Raw genomic sequence first — 15,899 nt, forward strand, 5'->3', positions numbered from 1 at the left:
ACGAAACCAATGTGAAAGGCGTATTTGCTGCAGGTGACTGTACCACAGTGCCGTACAAGCAGATCATCATTGCCACCGGTGAAGGTGCCAAGGCATCACTGTCTGCTTTTGATTACATCATCCGTTCAGGACAATAAAAAAATAGCACCTGGGTTCCCCAAAACCGAGGTGCTATATCTTATAAATACATTATTATCGCTTTATAGGAACTCAGGACGCTAACACCCGAGTTCCTTTTTTTATATTTATTATTGGAACAGCCAAAAGTGTCCCCACGCACTTTCAGCTGTTCCTTTCCTCTGCACAGTTTTTGTTTTCAACCCTTATTTTTATACTTTCCCCAAGGTTGTTTTTATATAAAGCAATGTTTATTCCATCGCTTCATTTTTAAGATTTAAATAAGTTCAAACCCTTAAATTTTTCCAGTAATTGTTCTTGTGTTTCCCGATACTCCGGATGTGGAACAATGCATTCAATCGGACAGACATCTACACAGGTCTGATGCTCATAAAAACCGACGCATTCTGTACAACGGTTCACATCAATTTCATAAACTTTCGCACCCTCATAAATCGCGTCATTTGGGCATTCCGGTAAACACATATCGCAATTGATGCATTTGTCGGTAATTAGTAGTGCCATATTTAACTCGCTTGATAAGCCAGTGAAGATGCCGAAATATCCATAGTCGAGCTTGGCAGATTACGAATCAGCAGGGCATATTGCATATCAACATCTGCCGGAACTGGAATCTCAACGATATGACCTGAACCTTTGGCGTCTTCGATCAGATTACCTTTTTTGTCTTTCATTTCGGTTAAATTGAAAGTGATATTGCCTTTAGTCGTCATCAGTTCGAGTGAGTCACCGACGATAAAACGGTTTTTCACATCGATCTTGATGTAATCTCCATTGCGCTCCAGTACTTCACCGCAGAAAATTTGATGATCAAAACTGGAAGAACCATGTTCATAATTCTGATATTCACTATGCACATGGCGGCGTAGAAAACCTTCGGTATAACCACGATTCGCTAAGCCTTCCAATTGTGTCATCAGTGACGGATCAAAAGGTTTACCCGCAAGCGCATCATCAATCGCTTTACGGTAAATTTGAGCAGTACGGGCGCAATAGAAATAAGACTTGGTACGGCCTTCGATTTTCAGTGAATGCACACCCACTTTAGTTAAGCGCTCTATATGTTGGACTGCACGTAGATCTTTAGAATTCATGAAATAAGTGCCGTGTTCATCTTCTTCTGCGGCAAACATGTCTTCTTCGTTGCGCTGTAACAGCACTGGCTCGTTGAATTGGTGCTGCATCTGCATGTGCTGTTCATCAGCATCTTTAGAGCAGCAGCCTGAATCCAGATTTTTTACTGGAATGACATCACCGGTTTCATCTTCCTTGGCATCCAGAACTTTATATTCCCAGCGGCAGGCATTGGTGCAGGCACCCTGATTGGCATCACGTTTGTTCATATAGCCAGACAGCATGCAACGGCCAGAGTAGGCCATACACAATGCGCCATGAACAAAAACCTCAATCTCCATATCGGGCACTTGCTGTTTGATTTCTGCAATTTCTTCAATCGACAGTTCACGTGACAGAATGACACGGGTCAGCCCCATGTTTTTCCAGAATTTCACAGTTGCCCAGTTCACGGCATTGGCCTGAACAGAGAGATGAATATCCATCTCTGGAAAATGTTCACGCACCAGCATGATCAGTCCTGGATCGGACATGATCAGCGCATCCGGCTGCATCGCGACCACAGGTTCCAAGTCACGAATAAAATTTTTCAGTTTGGAGTTATGCGGCTGGATATTGACCACCACATAGAATTTTTTGCCTATTTCGTGCGCTTTTTTGATGCCAAGCGCTAAATTGTCATGGTCAAATTCATTATTACGAACACGCAGGCTATAGCGTGGCTGGCCAGCATAGACTGCATCTGCACCATAAGCAAAAGCATAGCGCATATTTTTGAGTGAGCCAGCTGGTGAGAGAAGTTCGGTAACGGTGGTAATGCTCATGATCAAATCGAAAGACATATAAAAAGTACGGCTTTATTCTAATCATCTGGAATTTGGATTCAACCTAGTAAATCACTCGGAAATACGCCATTTTGAGGTAAAACAAAGTTTTATTTTAAGTAGGAAGCGTCCATAAAATTTCTTCAATATTCAGTCATTTTCAGGGTTTTCAAGCGTTTTTAAAATCTGGCAATGATCAATCGTGGTCGGGGTATTGCAACTTTCTCTCAGTGTAATCAGTTGCTGTTCAAACATTTGTAATTCTTTAATTTTATTTGAAATATCCGAAAGATGCTGATCAATCAATTGGTTGACGGCACAGCAGTCTTGCTCCGGATTTTGTTCAAGTTGAATCAGGGTTTCAATCTCTTTTAACGACATGTCCAAGGCACGACAACGCTTAATAAAAAGCAGTCTTTTTAAGGCGTCTTCACCATAATAACGATACTGATTACTTGCTCGAAAATTCGGCTGGATAAAGCCTTTTTTCTCATAAAAACGTAGGGTATCGGTGCTTAGACCAGTTTTTTTGGCCATTTCTGAAATCAAATAAACTGACATATCACCCTCCTGCTTGACCTTGGAGTTAGTCCATAGTTTCTAATCAATTTATCGTATTTTAGATAAAAAATCATCGGGGGAATGATATGGCTTGTAGTTGTAGTCCTGAACCGGCACCCATCAAGCCCAACAGCAAATTTAGAACAGCGCTATGGATTGCCTTGCTGGTGAACTTCACTTTATTTGTAGTGGAGCTGATCGGTGGTGCATATGCACATTCATCAGCCTTGTGGGCAGACGCGCTAGATTTCTTTGGTGATGCCGTCAATTACGGGATTTCTTTGGCTGTACTAGGTGCGAGTCTGTATTGGCGGGCAACAGTCGCTTTGGTGAAGGGAGTGACCATGGCGTTGTTTGGTCTGGTGGTTATTAGCAAAGTGATTTATGCCTATCTGCAAGGTATTCCACCTGAAGCACTGACAATGGGCCTGATTGGTGTGCTGGCCTTAGTAGCGAATGTATTTACAGCAGCAATTCTTTATGCTTTTCGTGAAGGTGATTCCAATATGCGGTCGGTCTGGCTCTGTAGTCGCAATGATGCAATTGGCAACTTTGCGGTCATTTTGGCAGCCGTAGGCGTATTTGGTATAGGCAGTCTTTGGCCGGATATTATTGTGGCTGTAATTATCGCTACACTCGGCATCACATCAGGTTATCAAGTGATTAAGCAGTCTCTGGAAGAAAGATCACTTAAACATAAATCCAGCTAATTTTTATATTTAAAGCTGTCCTGCAGGGCAGCTTTTTATTTATTTCAATTTTTATAATATTTGAAAAATAAAGCTTTACAAATAAACAAATTAAATTAGAATCTCTGGCGAAATTCAGAAAATATACATAAATTTTAATAATTTATTTTTATATTCTAAGAGGGTTAATGTGAATTTAATTAAAATTTTTTCAATATTGGCAATATCGGGGCTAGCCGCTTGTAGTTCCAAAGTCGTGACTTATGATGCAACAGGAAAAATCATCGGTTCATGTATGGCGACGCGTGGCCTACTTTCGACCGCAAGTGCACATTGTAGTGGTTCAGGCGATGCCTTAGGTGTGAATTACAATACGCCAGATGCGAATACAGGCCTGTTACCAACGCCACCAAGCCAAAATCAGATTAATTTAAAACCGTAAATAATAAAGGGGAATATCATGAAATTATCAGCACTTATTGCACTTGTAGCGACTGTTATATTGACGGGCTGTGCATCGTCAGTGACTACATTTGACTCTCATGGCCGTATGATTGGTTCATGTAAAGCGCAAACGGGTTTCATCATTGCAGGTGGCGCAGGCTGTTCAGGTTCTGCAAATCAGGAAGGTCGCGATCGTTAATTTTTTAGTGATTATTCCAATAAAAAACCGGACTTTTAAGTCCGGTTTTTTATTTTAGAAAATCTTATTTTTCAACGAATGCACGTTCAATCACGTAATCGCCTAAAACGCCCATTTTCGGAGATTCTTTCAGACCGTGTTGATTAAGAAGCGCAGCAACGTCATCTAGGAATGCAGGGCTACCGCATAACATGGCACGGTCAGTTTCCGGGTTGAAACGTGGCAGACCGATTTTTTCAAACAGTTCACCGGTTTCAATCGCGGTGGTTACACGACCTTGGTTTGGATATTCTTCACGGGTGACGGTTGGGTAATATACCAATTTTTCTTTCGCGCCGAGTTCAGAGAAGAATTCATGATTTGGCACTTCATTCAGGATCAAATCTTGATAAGCCAGTTCTGAAATGAAACGGGTACCGTGAACTACGATGATTTTTTCAAAACGCTCATAAGTTTCAGGATCGCGAATAGTCGACAGGAACGGTGCAAGACCAGTACCAGAAGAAAGAAGATAAAGATTTTTACCTGGGTTCAAGTCATCAAGTACCAGTGTACCTGTCGGCTTTTTAGAAACCAAAATTTCATCGCCGACTTTGACTTTCTGTAAAATCGAAGTCAGTGGACCATCTGGCACTTTAATTGAGAAAAATTCTAACTCTTCTTCGTAGTTGGCGCTTGCAATTGAATATGCGCGCATTAACGGCTTGCCATTGACTTCAAGGCCGATCATTACAAACTGACCGTTTTTAAAACGCAAAGCAGTGTCACGAGTCGTTTTAAAAGAGAATAAAGTATCATTCCAGTGGTGGACGTGAGTAATCTTTTCGACGTTAAAAGCAGCCATTAAAGGTCTCAATAAATTATCAAATTAGAACAGCTTGCTATTCTAATCTAAATTCATTCTCGATAAACTGAATATATTTAATTGAGCTTATCAAAAAAAGTGATGATGACTGAACTGACGCTGCCGATTATTGGTTATATGCGTTCTCCCTATAAAGAAAAATTTGGTATTCCTCGTCAGCCGAATCTGGTTCAGGTCGAAAGCTATATTGAAATGGTCGGGCCCTATAATGACCTGCTCGCCTTTGAGGGAATTGAAGAATTCAGTCATTTGTGGCTGGTCTGGCAATTTCATGACAATAAAAACCAGCACAACAGCCAGTTTCGTCCACAAGTGCGTCCGCCGCGTTTGGGTGGTAACAAGAAAATAGGCGTGTTTGCTACGCGCAGCATGTATCGTCCATCACCGATTGGTTTATCTGTGGTCAAACTCAAAGAAGTGAGAAAAGTGGGCAAACATGTTCGAGTGTATGTGACAGGGAGTGACTTGCTCGATGGCACGCCAATTATGGATATCAAACCTTATATTCAATATTCGGATGCCATCATTGAAGCACAAAGCGGTTATGCACAGGATGAACCACCACGTAAAACCGTCATTTGGAGCGATGAAGCGGAGCAGCAAAAGCAACAATTACTAGGAAATGGAAAAATTTCTGTGCAGACTATTCAGGAACTGGAAGCTGTCTTATCTTTAGATCCAAGACCTGCATATCAGGAAGATGAAGAACGGGTATATGGGATGAAGTTTGCAAATGTTGATATCCATTTCAAAATTCATGCTCAGCAAGTGCTAATTGTTGCTATCCAGCATATTCCTTCCTAGATTATAGGTTCCACCACAAAACCCCAATCAACACCGCCATATGTAAAATCTGCACCGGTGCAAAATAAAGTACAAACTTCCAACCACCGGTCAAAGCGGCATTGGCTGATTTGGCCAGGGCATGAGCACCCAGACCTAAAAGCAGGGCATAAATCAGACGCATATTGGAGGGATCACCTTGAACGACGACACTCGCCATCGCGGCATGAATCTCGAACAGAGAGGCGAGTAAGGTCCCGGCCAGTAAGCCGGCATCCCCGAGCCAGACCTCCAGTCCGTAAACTCCAGCCTGAATCAATGTTAATGTGACTGCAATAATCACAGCTTCTTTTAAGCTAAACATCTGGCTGTCTGATGATTCCATGCTCGGCGCAGGTTTTGCCTTGCGCAATAATAAAAACGCACAGGCTGCCAGAAGGATTACGGCAACTAAAGAGGGCAAAAGCAGGATTTTCAGCCAGCTCCATGATACCCCTCCAACCACAATCAATAGCAGTACGATGGTCGAGATACAGGACATCAGTGCGGCGCCGGCATTCGATCGTGCATCCATTTCACCTTTACGGACCTGTAAACCTAACTGAGCGATGGTGGCTGTACTGGAAACAAAACCGGAAGCAATAGAGGACAGCATCAGGGCATTTTTAGTCGAGAAAAAGCGTTTCGCAATATGCGCCAGAGCTTGTACCACTAAAATTAAGGTCAGTAATTTTAAGATAATATAAGGGTTAAGCACTTCTCCCCAAAAAGGGCGATCAGGGGTCAGCGGCAAGCCAATCAAAATCAAGGCCAGTAATAATAGTCCATCCCTGAATTCGGCTTCTTTAATCCATTTTCCGGCAATATTGTGCATGGTATGTTTGGCCATCAAAATACCGGTTAAGAGCACAGAAAGACCGGCTGCCAGAGGAATATTCCATAAACACATGGCGCCAATAAAATAGGTCATCACAAATGCAAGCTCTGTGGTAATGCCCGGATCATCTGGTTGATTTTTGATAGATAAAATGACCATGCCACCCACGATCAAAGCACCTATTACAGCAATCACGATTCCAAACAGGAAACACAGTGCACCCAATAAAGCACAGATCGCAAAGGAACGTAAGCCGGCAAAACTCGGCTGCTGCTCACGTTGCTTATGCCGTTCCCGCTCCAGACCAATTAGCAGGCCGCAGCCCAATGCCGAGGTGAGTATCGTGAGCAGTTCATGAAAAGAATGCGCATGCAGGGGAACCGCAGTCAGATCCATCTGTGACCTCAGCAAGCTAAGAGTTGATTATTTAAAAATATATGTGATGAGATCAGGTTTGCATAGATTAAAAATGTTGCGGTAACGATCAAATCCATTCTTTACTTTCTTTTTGAGATTGAAATAGAAACGTACATTCGATAGGTCGAGAGCATGCGAAAAACTGCAAAAACTTGTTATAGTGGAGGCAAGTTTGGGGACTGATAATAATGAAATTTGACTTTGAAATGGATACGGCATGGTGTCTAGACCAACTCTTTAAAGACGGTAAGATCAGTGAACGCGACCGGATGCTGGTACAAACCACTCATCGGCAACGTGAACAATTAAAATGGCACCACTTTACAGTGGATTGCCAATTTTAATCTGGTCGATCAGTCCCATCCTCAAACAACGCTGACCCTGAACCGTTTATGTCAGTGGCTGGCAGAAAAAACCGGATTGATGTTCTATATCATTGATCCGCTTAAAGCTGATGTACAGGCATTGACCCATGTCATGTCGCAGGAATATGCACTGCGCAACCGTATTCTGGCGGTAGAAATTCAGGCAGACAAAGTTCTGATTGCTACAGATCAGCCTTATAAAACTGAATGGATGTCGAATCTCGAGCAGAATATTGCACCAAAAAAAATACAACGGGTATTACTGAATCCAGAACAATTACAACGTTATATTACTGAATACTATCAAGTCAGTCGTGCAGTTAGTGGTTCACAAAAATCGTCTGCCTATGACCGGGAAAATAAGGGCGTCGAAGCCTTGCTGCAACTGGGCGATTCCCAGAATCCGGATGCCAATGACCAGCATATTGTCAAACTGGTGGACTGGGTGCTGCAATTTGCTTTTGAACAAGGTGCCAGTGATATTCATATGGAACCACGTAAAGACACCGGCAAGATCCGTTTCCGGATTGATGGGGTGCTGCATACGATTTACAACATGCCGGCCAATACATTGACCGCCGTCATTTCCCGAATCAAGATTCTGGGCCGGATGAATGTGGCGGAAAAACGTAAGCCACAGGATGGCCGCCTGAAAACCCGGACACCTAAAGGACAGGAAACTGAACTGCGTCTGTCGACCTTGCCGACCGCCTTTGGTGAAAAACTGGTGATGCGTATTTTCGATCCGGAAGTGCTGGTGAGAAGCTTCCAGCAACTCGGTTTTGAAGGCCATTTGCTCAATGACTGGAATAATCTCACCAGTCACAGTCATGGTATTATTCTGGTGACCGGCCCAACCGGTTCCGGTAAAACTACTACGCTTTATTCAACCTTGAAGCAGCTGGCGACTGAACAGGTCAACGTCTGTACCATTGAAGACCCGATCGAGATGCTGGAACCCAGCTTTAACCAAATGCAGGTCAATAATGGTATCGATCTTGGCTTCGCTGACGGCGTGCGCGCACTGATGCGTCAAGATCCGGACATTATCATGGTCGGGGAGATCCGTGATCAGGACACTGCCAATATGGCGATTCAGGCCGCATTGACCGGTCACCTGGTTCTCTCAACTTTACATACCAACGATGCGCCGTCGAGTCTGACCCGTCTGCATGATCTGGGCGTACAGCCATTTTTGACAGCAGCAACCATCTTGGGTGTTCTGGCTCAACGTCTGGTACGTAAGCTGTGTCCGCACTGCAAACAGGAAAGCTTCCTGAATGAACAGGAATGGCAGCATCTAGCTACGGATTATCCTTTGCCGCGACCGGAATTTGTCTTTAAGGCGGTGGGCTGCGAAGAATGCCGGCATACCGGCTATAAAGGCCGTATCGGGATTTATGAGTTTATGCCATTGAGTCTGACCACCAAACAGCTGATTGGTGCCGATGCCAACCTGAACCAGCTGCGTCAGCAGGCTAAAAAAGAAGGGGTAGAGCCGCTCAGAATTGCCGGGGCACGCAAGATTCTGGAAGGTGTGACCACGCTTGAAGAAGTCCTGAGAGTTGTGCCCTTAAATTAATTTTGAAAATGAAGCAATCTTAAGATTCAATTCATCTTCGGCTGTTTTAATAGCATCATCGAAACAAGGCAAGACTTTAAAGAGGTAATTGCGATGAAAATGATGATAAATACGGTTTTGGCAGCTGCATTGATGGGTTCTATCGCGACGGCTACGATAGCAAGTAGCGACACTGCTGTGAATCAGGCTGCTTTTGCTAAATCGACCACAGTCAAACAGGCACTGGCCATGAAAGATGACAGTAAGGTTCAGCTTAAAGGTTATGTCGTGAAAGCGGTCGGTGATGAAAAATACCAGTTCCGAGACAGCACAGGAACTATTACTGTTGAGATTGATGATGAACTTTGGCAAGGCAAACCGATTTCAGCCAAAACACCGGTAATCATCACAGGTGAAATCGACATTGATTATAAACCGGCAAAACGTGTTGAAATTGAGGTTGATCAGGTTCGTTTCTAATATCGCCTGATTTGCTGAAATCAATTTGAACACAGCGACAAAAAACCACATGCAAGTTACCAAAAAGCATGTGGTTTTTTTGAGTCTGGAACTTTTTCAAGGCAAGATAGAACAAGGAAGCAAACGGAGCAGAATATGCGTATTCTTTTGGCGGAAGATGATCAGTCTCAGGCAGACAGTATCCAGACTTGGCTGGAAATGGACGGTTATGTGATTGATCGGGTAGAGCGCGGTGATCATGCGATCTTGGCGATTGAGCAGCATCAATATGACTGCATTCTGCTGGATCGCGGCCTGCCGAATGCCACTGGAGATGACATTCTGAAAATTTTGCGCAGCCAACATCAAGATACGCCGGTGATTTTTATTACGGCCAAAGACAGTATTGATGACCGGGTTGAAGGTCTGGATTTAGGCGCGAATGATTATCTGGTCAAACCTTTTAGTCTGGAAGAACTTTCGGCCCGAGTTCGTGCCCAATTCAGACAGAAACAGCAAACACCGAATCATATCTTGCTCTGGCAGGATCTCAGTCTGGACACTCAAGCCAAGACCCTAACTAAAGAAGGTCAAGCTGTGAATCTGACTGCGAAGGAATTTCAAATTCTATACAAGCTGATGCAGCAGCCTGAACATATTGTCACCCGTGAACAGCTGGAAGAATCGCTGTACGCTTGGGGTGATGAAATTGAAAGTAATGCCATTGAAGTATTTATCTATCAGCTGCGTAAAAAAATCGGCAGCCAGATGATCAAGACTATTCGCGGTCTGGGCTATCGCATGCATAAGGCTGAGGTATAAACCTATGTCAGCTGCTATTTCCTTGCAAACTAAACTGATCAAACATGCGCTGTTCAGTTCGATATTGGCTGGAATATTGGCCTGGCTGCTGTTATTGGGAATTTCCAGTTATCAAGCCAGTCAGCTGCATGATGAATTAATGGAGCAGATTTCTGAGTTGCTGCTTGGCGATGTGACCCAGGCCAAAGACGCCCAGGTCGATGAACTCAGTGAACAGTTTGATATCCAGTATGCCTTGTTGCTGGGCCAGCAGGTACTGACTACTTCGATTGATGATGAATTAATTAATACCATTCCAAAAGCACAGAACAACGGCTTTCAGTTTGCTTATGAAAATGGTCATTTTATCCGGATACTGACTGCGGAAGATGACGACCTTCAGGTCAAAATCGTACAGCCACTTTCAGTACGTTTCGATGAACTCTGGCAAACTACTTTGGGCTTTGCCGGGATCTTATTCACTTTATGGCTAGTGCAATGGCTGATTCTAAGGGTCTCAGTCAAACGCCAGTTACGGCCATTAAACAAGATTTCGCGTGCCATTGGTTCCAAGACTGCTCAGGATCTGAGTCCTATTAAAACACCTGACCCTGAAATCACTGAACTGCAACCGATCATTCGTCAGCTGAATGCCATGCTCGGCCGGCTGGAGAAATCACTGGCTGCTGAACAGCGTTTTACTGCAGATGCTTCACATGAGCTGCGTTCGCCACTGTCTGCGATTCAAATGCGTCTACAGGTTTTAAAACGCAAATATCAAGATGATGCACAGCTCCCTCAGGCATTGCAGCTGATTCAAAATGATGTCAATCGTGGTACGCAGGTACTGGAAAATTTACTTTTACTGGCACGACTCGATCCGGAGCGAACAGGGCAATTAGCAACGCAAACGATTAATCTCAAAAATCTGGTTCAGGAGGCTTTGCAGGCCTTGCAGCCTTTTGCAGAAGAAAAAGACATTCATTGGAATCTAAAACTTGAGGATGCTGTGATCGAAGCGAATCCAGAACTGATTTTTAGTTGTATTCGCAATCTGGTCGACAATGCGATCCGTTATACGCCGCAACAGGGACAGGTCGAGATCCGAACAGTTATTGAGCAGCATCAGATACAGTTACTGATTGAAAACTCAGGAGAGGGGATTGCTGATGAGGTACTGGAACGTTTAGGTGAACGTTTTTATCGGGCTTTGGGTACGCGAACTCAGGGTTCGGGTTTAGGCCTGTCCATTTGCCAGAAAATTATGGCACTGCATGCAGCTAAAATTGACTATGCGCCGTCGGACTTGGGTGGACTTAAAGTGTCATTGAGTTTTGAGCCTGATGGCAAAATCTCATGATTAGAAGATTAAAAAGCAGTATGCGCTGATTCATACTGCTGCTTCCCACGTTTGTTATTTTAGATTGTTTTAATTATTTGGTCAGAATAAGACGGTTGTTGCGGGTCAGGCGCAAGCGGTATTCTTCGCCGGCATGCATGATCCGGATTTCACGACCCAGTGCAAACAGATTGTTGGAGTGCAGCATTGGCAAGGCATGGTGAGTATCATTGTTACGGGTGAATAGGCTAAATGGGGCGTTCATTCCGTCGACTCCGTGGTGTGTTTTGGATTGATTTAAATGATAATCATTATCGAATAGATCTGTCAACGAAATATTGAGCAATTTATAAAAAACTCTAATTTGCTTACAATCTGTAAAACTTTACCGGTTCTGTACATCATGACTAAAGCTACAATTCATGTCGCAATTGCGCTTTTATTTTATCAAAATCAGGTTCTAGTCGGCTGGCGTGAGGCCAAGCAGCATCAGGGCAATAAATATGAATTTCCAGGCGGAAAAGTTGAACAGGGCGAATTACCAGTCGAAGCCTGCCGCCGCGAAGTGATTGAAGAGGTCGGGGTTGATATCGAACGCTGGCATGCTTCTGATTTTATTTCTCATGAATATGAAGATCTCATCGTCAATTTGCATATTTTTCATGCTTCAGTACAGCCTACTCAACTGGCTGAAATCAAACAGCCTTGGCGTTGGTATAGCCGGGAAGAACCTGGTCAGCTGAATTTCCCGAAAGCCAATCAGTCCATGATTCAAAAGCTGCAATGGCCGCAGCGCATCAAGATTGCTGAGGATCTGGATATCTTATCAAGTCTGGATACAGATCAAATGTTGTATTGGCGCGTGGAAGCAACGCCTGAACGGATCATGCAATTACAGCAATATCCGGTAGATCAACTCTCCAAGTTAATCATTAATCAGCAGCTTTGGTCACAACTGAATGAATTGCAGCAGCAGACGATTCGTACGATTCATCTAAAACAGATTCAATTGATGGACTTGAAACAAGGTGAATTGAAATCTGGTTATCGTTATCTGGCAGCCTGTCATGACCTGAGTGCTTTAATGCATGCAGAACAGATCGGTTGTGAAGCAGCCTTGCTGAGTCCGGTACTGGCGACCGCAACGCATCCGGACACGCCTGCGCTAGGCTGGGAGCAATTCAAGCAAATGGCAGAGCAGGTACAGATTCCGGTTTTTGCTTTGGGTGGAATGAAGACTGAAGAACTCGATTATGCAAAAAGCCAGCATGCTTATGGCATTGCCGGCATTCGCTATATTTAAACACTTTATTTAGAAAACAAAATTTCTATTGGTAAGTCAGTTTCTATGGGAAATTATCTTAAAGCTTTTTCAGTGCCTGTTGAGCTTGCTGAATCGCTTTGGCATTTTTCCGCAACTGAGCAGATTTAAGGCGCACTTGCCAAAGCTGCTTTTTCATGGCACTAGATTGTGCATAACTCAGGCCACGTAAGGCAAAAGCATCGGCGCTTGCTGGCTGATTTTTACGGTTGGCGATCATGCCTAAGTATAAATAGGTTTCCGGTGCTTGAGGGGCCAGTCGCTGTGCCTGAGTTGCAGAAGCTTCAGCTTGAGCGAACTGCTGCTTGGTATAGGCCTGCTGGGTTTGCTGCATCAGACTCTTAAAAGCCGGCAGATTACGGCCATCATCAAACTTTTGGCTTTTCGGCTTTTGCTCAGGAATGACAATTTTCTGACGTTTGATGTCAGGACGGTCATAAGGCGTAATCACGACGCCGTCTGGCGTTTTTGCCTTAGGTTTTTCCGTCGCAGGCTTGGCAGGGCTAACTGGCTTTTCTGGCTCAGAGATACTTTGGCAGCCCACCAGACTGAGGATGAGCAAACCAGGGAGGATTTTTCTTAACATAAACATAGACTCAATTAATGGCTATAACTTCCACTGGCGATAATACGGGTTTCGCTCTCAAGATCGCGTTCTATTTCTGTTTCACTTTCTTGTATATAGCGACTCATATCATCCTGTTCAGCATCAGATGGCTCAGGTTCTGAATCAATATCATAAGGTTCCGTCGCATAATGCGAGATGCCGCAGGCAGTTGCCTGATTTGGCAGGGCATGACGCGAAATCGGGATATACATGGCGCCTTCACAGCCTTGTGCCGATAAATGACCGGTATAACGATCCAGCCAATGCCATTCGATTTCATTCGGCTGTGGCAAATTCACCGGTTTTTGGCGTAGTTGTTTCATGACATTGGTCCACACGGGCAGGGCACCTGAAGAACCGGTCAAGCCAGTGACTTTGTTGTCATCCAGACCGAGCCAAACCACGGTCATATAATTACCTGAGTATCCGGCAAACCATGAGTCACGGCTGTCATTCGTGGTACCGGATTTACCGGCAAGATTCAGACTACGTGGCAAGCTGTTATAGGCTGCACGACCTGTACCATTCGACATGACCTGTTGTAAGCCATAATTCAGGGCATAAGCAGAAGCTGGATCAATGGTCGGTTGCACACTCAGGCTATAACGATCCAGAGAGCGGCCGTTGGCATCCACCACAGAGCGAATCGCTTTGGTTGGGTATTTAAAGCCGCCTGTAGCAAAGTTGCCGTAAATATTCATCACTTCCATCGGGGACATATCTACCGCACCCAAGTAAATCGACGGATAAGATGGAATATCTGAAGTTACACCAAATTTTTTCAGATGATTAATAAAGGTAGACAGGCCAAATTCTTGTGCTAAACGCACAGTGGACAGGTTATAAGATTGCGATAAGGCTTGTGACATTGGAATGACACCATGTCCACGACCACTATAGTTTTTCGGTGTCCAGGTTTTGCCGTCACTCTTAATGCTGATTTCACTGTCTTCAATCGGGCTCGCCCAATGATAACGGTTCGATTCCAGTGCACTCAGGTAGATCACAGGCTTTAACAGGGAACCAACCTGACGCTTGGCATCGACTGCACGGTTAAAGCCGGTAAAATCTTGAGTAGAACCTACTGCGGCCACCAGCTCACCATTTTCCGGATGCGATACCAATACTGCGCCCTGTAAATCTTTCAGGCGACCCGGATTGGATTTGCTTAAACGCGCCACCGTTTCTTTAAAACTGTCCTGAATTCGGGTTTGGGCCAGAGGGTCTAAAGTGGTGAAAATGCGCAGACCCTGATTGGTCAGATCGGTTTCCTGATAATCTGTGCGTAATTGACGACGTACGATATCCAGAAAATCCGGGAAGCGGGCAGGGCCTAAAGTCGGTTTTGAAATGACATTTAACGGACGTGCGGTTTCTTTTTCATATTGTTCCTGAGTCAGATAGCCCATCACCAGCATATTATTCAGGACGATATCACGGCGTTTTTTCGCACTTTCAGGATTGCGCCATGGATTGTATAGACTCGGGCCTTGGACTAAACCCACCAAAAATGCTTGCTGGGAAATATTCAGTTCACGCAGTGGCAGGCCAAAATAAAACTGCGATGCCAGACCATAACCATTAATGGAGTAGTTACCATTCTGGCCAAGATTTACCTCATTCAGATAAGCTTCTAGAATTTCATTCTTGTCATAATGCAATTCAATCAGCATCGCCATAAAGGCTTCATTCACTTTACGTTTTAAGGTGCGCTCAGGGGTTAAATAGAAATTTTTAACCAGTTGCTGGGTCAAGGTTGAGCCGCCCTGACGTTTACCACCGGTAATATTGCTGACTACGGCACGCGCAATACCACGCGGTGAAACCCCATGATGCTCATAGAACTTACGGTCTTCGGTCGCGATCAGCGCTTCGATCAAGGGCTTAGGCACTTTATTTAGCTTGATCAGCACACGGTCTTCGTTATGCTGCGGATAAATCCCACCAATTAATAAAGGTTCTAAACGCGCAATCCCGCTTGAAGACGGTTTGGTTGCGCTGACTTCTGCAATCTGTTCACCGCTGAAACTGACTTTCAATATTTGTTCCGGTTCAACCCGGTCACCAAAATCAAAGCCGCGTGTATGCACATACAGGGTATTACCCGTGGTGACAAAGTTGCCTGATTTAGTATAACTATCCGAATTTTTATAACCGAGTAATTTTAATTCTTGTTGGAAATCCTGCAGGCTGACTGGGGCATTCGCGTACACTTCCATCGGACGTGCGAAGACCTTGGCCGGAATATCCCAGCGCTGACCTTCAAACTTGTCGCGTACAATATTGTCTAATCTAATCAAATAGATACTAAATGCTACAAAGATAGAAATGACAATAATAGAAAAAATTAAGGCAAGAAACCCCATGCCACGTTCAGATTTCATAAATACTTATAAGATCCTGTGAAATTGTGCTAATCATGCGAAGCTTTTCATTATTTTGCAATATTTAATCAAGAAATGCGCTTAAAATTAAAATGAAACCCCACAATTTCTCCTTAATTCGAATATATTTCAAATAATTTCCTACCTATGAAGCACTGTTATAAATTGTCATCCAGGTATAGCTTAATGTT

The 15,899-nt window shown here is 44.0% G+C and carries 18 protein-coding genes; 10 read left to right on the forward strand and 8 right to left on the reverse strand.

Annotated elements, in window-relative coordinates; translation table 11 throughout:
* Positions 1-387: 387 nt before the first annotated feature.
* The 3 genes from AC1P5O_RS03695 to AC1P5O_RS03705 form a co-directional block, all read right to left on the reverse strand.
* On the reverse strand, positions 388-642 hold the full coding sequence (locus tag AC1P5O_RS03695; RefSeq protein ID WP_004645588.1) for a YfhL family 4Fe-4S dicluster ferredoxin: 255 nt from the start codon (positions 640-642) through the stop codon (positions 388-390).
* A gap of 2 nt (positions 643-644) precedes the next feature.
* Positions 645-2,036, reverse strand: coding sequence for a prephenate-dependent tRNA uridine(34) hydroxylase TrhP (gene trhP / locus AC1P5O_RS03700; RefSeq protein WP_499005685.1), 1,392 nt, complete (start codon positions 2,034-2,036; stop codon positions 645-647).
* A 150-nt stretch (positions 2,037-2,186) separates the two neighbouring features.
* On the reverse strand, positions 2,187-2,597 hold the full coding sequence (locus AC1P5O_RS03705) for a Cd(II)/Pb(II)-responsive transcriptional regulator (protein ID WP_262466408.1): 411 nt from the start codon (positions 2,595-2,597) through the stop codon (positions 2,187-2,189).
* Positions 2,598-2,683: 86 nt separating this feature from the next.
* Between AC1P5O_RS03705 and AC1P5O_RS03710 the strand changes: the two genes are divergently transcribed.
* The 3 genes from AC1P5O_RS03710 (at position 2,684) to AC1P5O_RS03720 (ending at position 3,929) form a co-directional block, all read left to right on the forward strand.
* A complete protein-coding gene (locus AC1P5O_RS03710; RefSeq protein ID WP_262466409.1) occupies positions 2,684-3,307 on the forward strand; it encodes a cation efflux transmembrane domain-containing protein in 624 nt (207 codons plus the stop codon).
* A 169-nt stretch (positions 3,308-3,476) separates the two neighbouring features.
* Positions 3,477-3,728: a hypothetical protein gene (locus AC1P5O_RS03715; protein ID WP_004279009.1), complete on the forward strand. Its 252-nt coding sequence runs from the start codon at positions 3,477-3,479 to the stop codon at positions 3,726-3,728.
* Between the two features lie 18 nt (positions 3,729-3,746).
* Positions 3,747-3,929 (forward strand): YgdI/YgdR family lipoprotein, encoded by a 183-nt coding sequence (locus AC1P5O_RS03720; protein WP_085064142.1) that lies wholly within the window; start codon positions 3,747-3,749, stop codon positions 3,927-3,929.
* A gap of 64 nt (positions 3,930-3,993) precedes the next feature.
* Here AC1P5O_RS03720 and AC1P5O_RS03725 read toward each other — a convergent pair whose 3' ends face one another.
* Positions 3,994-4,773: a ferredoxin--NADP reductase gene (locus AC1P5O_RS03725; RefSeq protein ID WP_262466410.1), complete on the reverse strand. Its 780-nt coding sequence runs from the start codon at positions 4,771-4,773 to the stop codon at positions 3,994-3,996.
* A gap of 81 nt (positions 4,774-4,854) precedes the next feature.
* Between AC1P5O_RS03725 and tsaA the strand changes: the two genes are divergently transcribed.
* On the forward strand, positions 4,855-5,598 hold the full coding sequence (gene tsaA / locus AC1P5O_RS03730) for a tRNA (N6-threonylcarbamoyladenosine(37)-N6)-methyltransferase TrmO (protein ID WP_499005689.1): 744 nt from the start codon (positions 4,855-4,857) through the stop codon (positions 5,596-5,598).
* A 1-nt stretch (position 5,599) separates the two neighbouring features.
* On the opposite strand, the gene AC1P5O_RS03735 is transcribed toward tsaA, so the two are convergent.
* Positions 5,600-6,850, reverse strand: a complete 1,251-nt coding sequence (locus AC1P5O_RS03735) for an MgtC/SapB family protein (protein ID WP_085064143.1) — start codon at positions 6,848-6,850, stop codon at positions 5,600-5,602.
* 209 nt (positions 6,851-7,059) lie between these two features.
* Between AC1P5O_RS03735 and AC1P5O_RS03740 the strand changes: the two genes are divergently transcribed.
* The 5 genes from AC1P5O_RS03740 (at position 7,060) to AC1P5O_RS03760 (ending at position 11,417) form a co-directional block, all read left to right on the forward strand.
* Positions 7,060-7,215 carry a hypothetical protein gene (locus tag AC1P5O_RS03740; RefSeq protein WP_499005691.1) on the forward strand — a complete coding sequence of 52 codons (156 nt, stop codon included), beginning with the start codon at positions 7,060-7,062 and terminating at the stop codon, positions 7,213-7,215.
* Positions 7,216-7,246: 31 nt separating this feature from the next.
* Positions 7,247-8,818, forward strand: coding sequence for a type IV pilus assembly ATPase TfpB (gene tfpB / locus AC1P5O_RS03745; protein ID WP_499005711.1), 1,572 nt, complete (start codon positions 7,247-7,249; stop codon positions 8,816-8,818).
* A 93-nt stretch (positions 8,819-8,911) separates the two neighbouring features.
* Positions 8,912-9,277, forward strand: coding sequence for a NirD/YgiW/YdeI family stress tolerance protein (locus tag AC1P5O_RS03750; RefSeq protein ID WP_004645581.1), 366 nt, complete (start codon positions 8,912-8,914; stop codon positions 9,275-9,277).
* A gap of 135 nt (positions 9,278-9,412) precedes the next feature.
* Positions 9,413-10,078 carry a response regulator transcription factor gene (locus tag AC1P5O_RS03755; protein ID WP_224217170.1) on the forward strand — a complete coding sequence of 222 codons (666 nt, stop codon included), beginning with the start codon at positions 9,413-9,415 and terminating at the stop codon, positions 10,076-10,078.
* 4 nt (positions 10,079-10,082) lie between these two features.
* The gene (locus AC1P5O_RS03760; RefSeq protein ID WP_247144063.1) at positions 10,083-11,417 is read left to right on the forward strand and encodes a sensor histidine kinase; all 1,335 of its coding nucleotides are present in this window, start codon (positions 10,083-10,085) and stop codon (positions 11,415-11,417) included.
* A 73-nt stretch (positions 11,418-11,490) separates the two neighbouring features.
* Here AC1P5O_RS03760 and hemP read toward each other — a convergent pair whose 3' ends face one another.
* The gene (gene hemP / locus AC1P5O_RS03765) at positions 11,491-11,661 is read right to left on the reverse strand and encodes a hemin uptake protein HemP (protein WP_004645578.1); all 171 of its coding nucleotides are present in this window, start codon (positions 11,659-11,661) and stop codon (positions 11,491-11,493) included.
* Positions 11,662-11,799: 138 nt separating this feature from the next.
* Here hemP and AC1P5O_RS03770 point away from each other — a divergent pair, with 138 nt between their 5' ends.
* Positions 11,800-12,699, forward strand: a complete 900-nt coding sequence (locus AC1P5O_RS03770; RefSeq protein WP_262466411.1) for an NUDIX domain-containing protein — start codon at positions 11,800-11,802, stop codon at positions 12,697-12,699.
* A gap of 58 nt (positions 12,700-12,757) precedes the next feature.
* Here AC1P5O_RS03770 and AC1P5O_RS03775 read toward each other — a convergent pair whose 3' ends face one another.
* Positions 12,758-13,303, reverse strand: a complete 546-nt coding sequence (locus tag AC1P5O_RS03775; protein WP_114541948.1) for a tetratricopeptide repeat protein — start codon at positions 13,301-13,303, stop codon at positions 12,758-12,760.
* A gap of 14 nt (positions 13,304-13,317) precedes the next feature.
* Complete coding sequence (gene mrcB / locus AC1P5O_RS03780) at positions 13,318-15,708, reverse strand: penicillin-binding protein 1B (protein ID WP_262466412.1); 2,391 nt, start codon at positions 15,706-15,708, stop codon at positions 13,318-13,320.
* Positions 15,709-15,899: the final 191 nt, after the last annotated feature.

The sequence above is a fragment of the Prolinoborus fasciculus genome, assembly GCF_056724605.1.

What these genes read in the sequence shown, in the direction of transcription:
- AC1P5O_RS03735 (WP_085064143.1), bottom strand. Translation starts at nt 6,850, where the DNA reads ATGGATCTGACTGCGGTTCCCCTGCATGCGCATTCTTTTCATGAACTG.
- AC1P5O_RS03695 (WP_004645588.1), bottom strand. Translation starts at nt 642, where the DNA reads ATGGCACTACTAATTACCGACAAATGCATCAATTGCGATATGTGTTTA.
- AC1P5O_RS03770 (WP_262466411.1), top strand. Translation starts at nt 11,800, where the DNA reads ATGACTAAAGCTACAATTCATGTCGCAATTGCGCTTTTATTTTATCAA.
- AC1P5O_RS03775 (WP_114541948.1), bottom strand. Translation starts at nt 13,303, where the DNA reads ATGTTAAGAAAAATCCTCCCTGGTTTGCTCATCCTCAGTCTGGTGGGC.
- hemP (WP_004645578.1), bottom strand. Translation starts at nt 11,661, where the DNA reads ATGAACGCCCCATTTAGCCTATTCACCCGTAACAATGATACTCACCAT.
- AC1P5O_RS03750 (WP_004645581.1), top strand. Translation starts at nt 8,912, where the DNA reads ATGAAAATGATGATAAATACGGTTTTGGCAGCTGCATTGATGGGTTCT.
- mrcB (WP_262466412.1), bottom strand. Translation starts at nt 15,708, where the DNA reads ATGAAATCTGAACGTGGCATGGGGTTTCTTGCCTTAATTTTTTCTATT.
- AC1P5O_RS03755 (WP_224217170.1), top strand. Translation starts at nt 9,413, where the DNA reads ATGCGTATTCTTTTGGCGGAAGATGATCAGTCTCAGGCAGACAGTATC.
- AC1P5O_RS03705 (WP_262466408.1), bottom strand. Translation starts at nt 2,597, where the DNA reads ATGTCAGTTTATTTGATTTCAGAAATGGCCAAAAAAACTGGTCTAAGC.
- AC1P5O_RS03760 (WP_247144063.1), top strand. Translation starts at nt 10,083, where the DNA reads ATGTCAGCTGCTATTTCCTTGCAAACTAAACTGATCAAACATGCGCTG.
- AC1P5O_RS03740 (WP_499005691.1), top strand. Translation starts at nt 7,060, where the DNA reads ATGAAATTTGACTTTGAAATGGATACGGCATGGTGTCTAGACCAACTC.
- AC1P5O_RS03710 (WP_262466409.1), top strand. Translation starts at nt 2,684, where the DNA reads ATGGCTTGTAGTTGTAGTCCTGAACCGGCACCCATCAAGCCCAACAGC.
- AC1P5O_RS03720 (WP_085064142.1), top strand. Translation starts at nt 3,747, where the DNA reads ATGAAATTATCAGCACTTATTGCACTTGTAGCGACTGTTATATTGACG.
- trhP (WP_499005685.1), bottom strand. Translation starts at nt 2,036, where the DNA reads ATGAGCATTACCACCGTTACCGAACTTCTCTCACCAGCTGGCTCACTC.
- AC1P5O_RS03725 (WP_262466410.1), bottom strand. Translation starts at nt 4,773, where the DNA reads ATGGCTGCTTTTAACGTCGAAAAGATTACTCACGTCCACCACTGGAAT.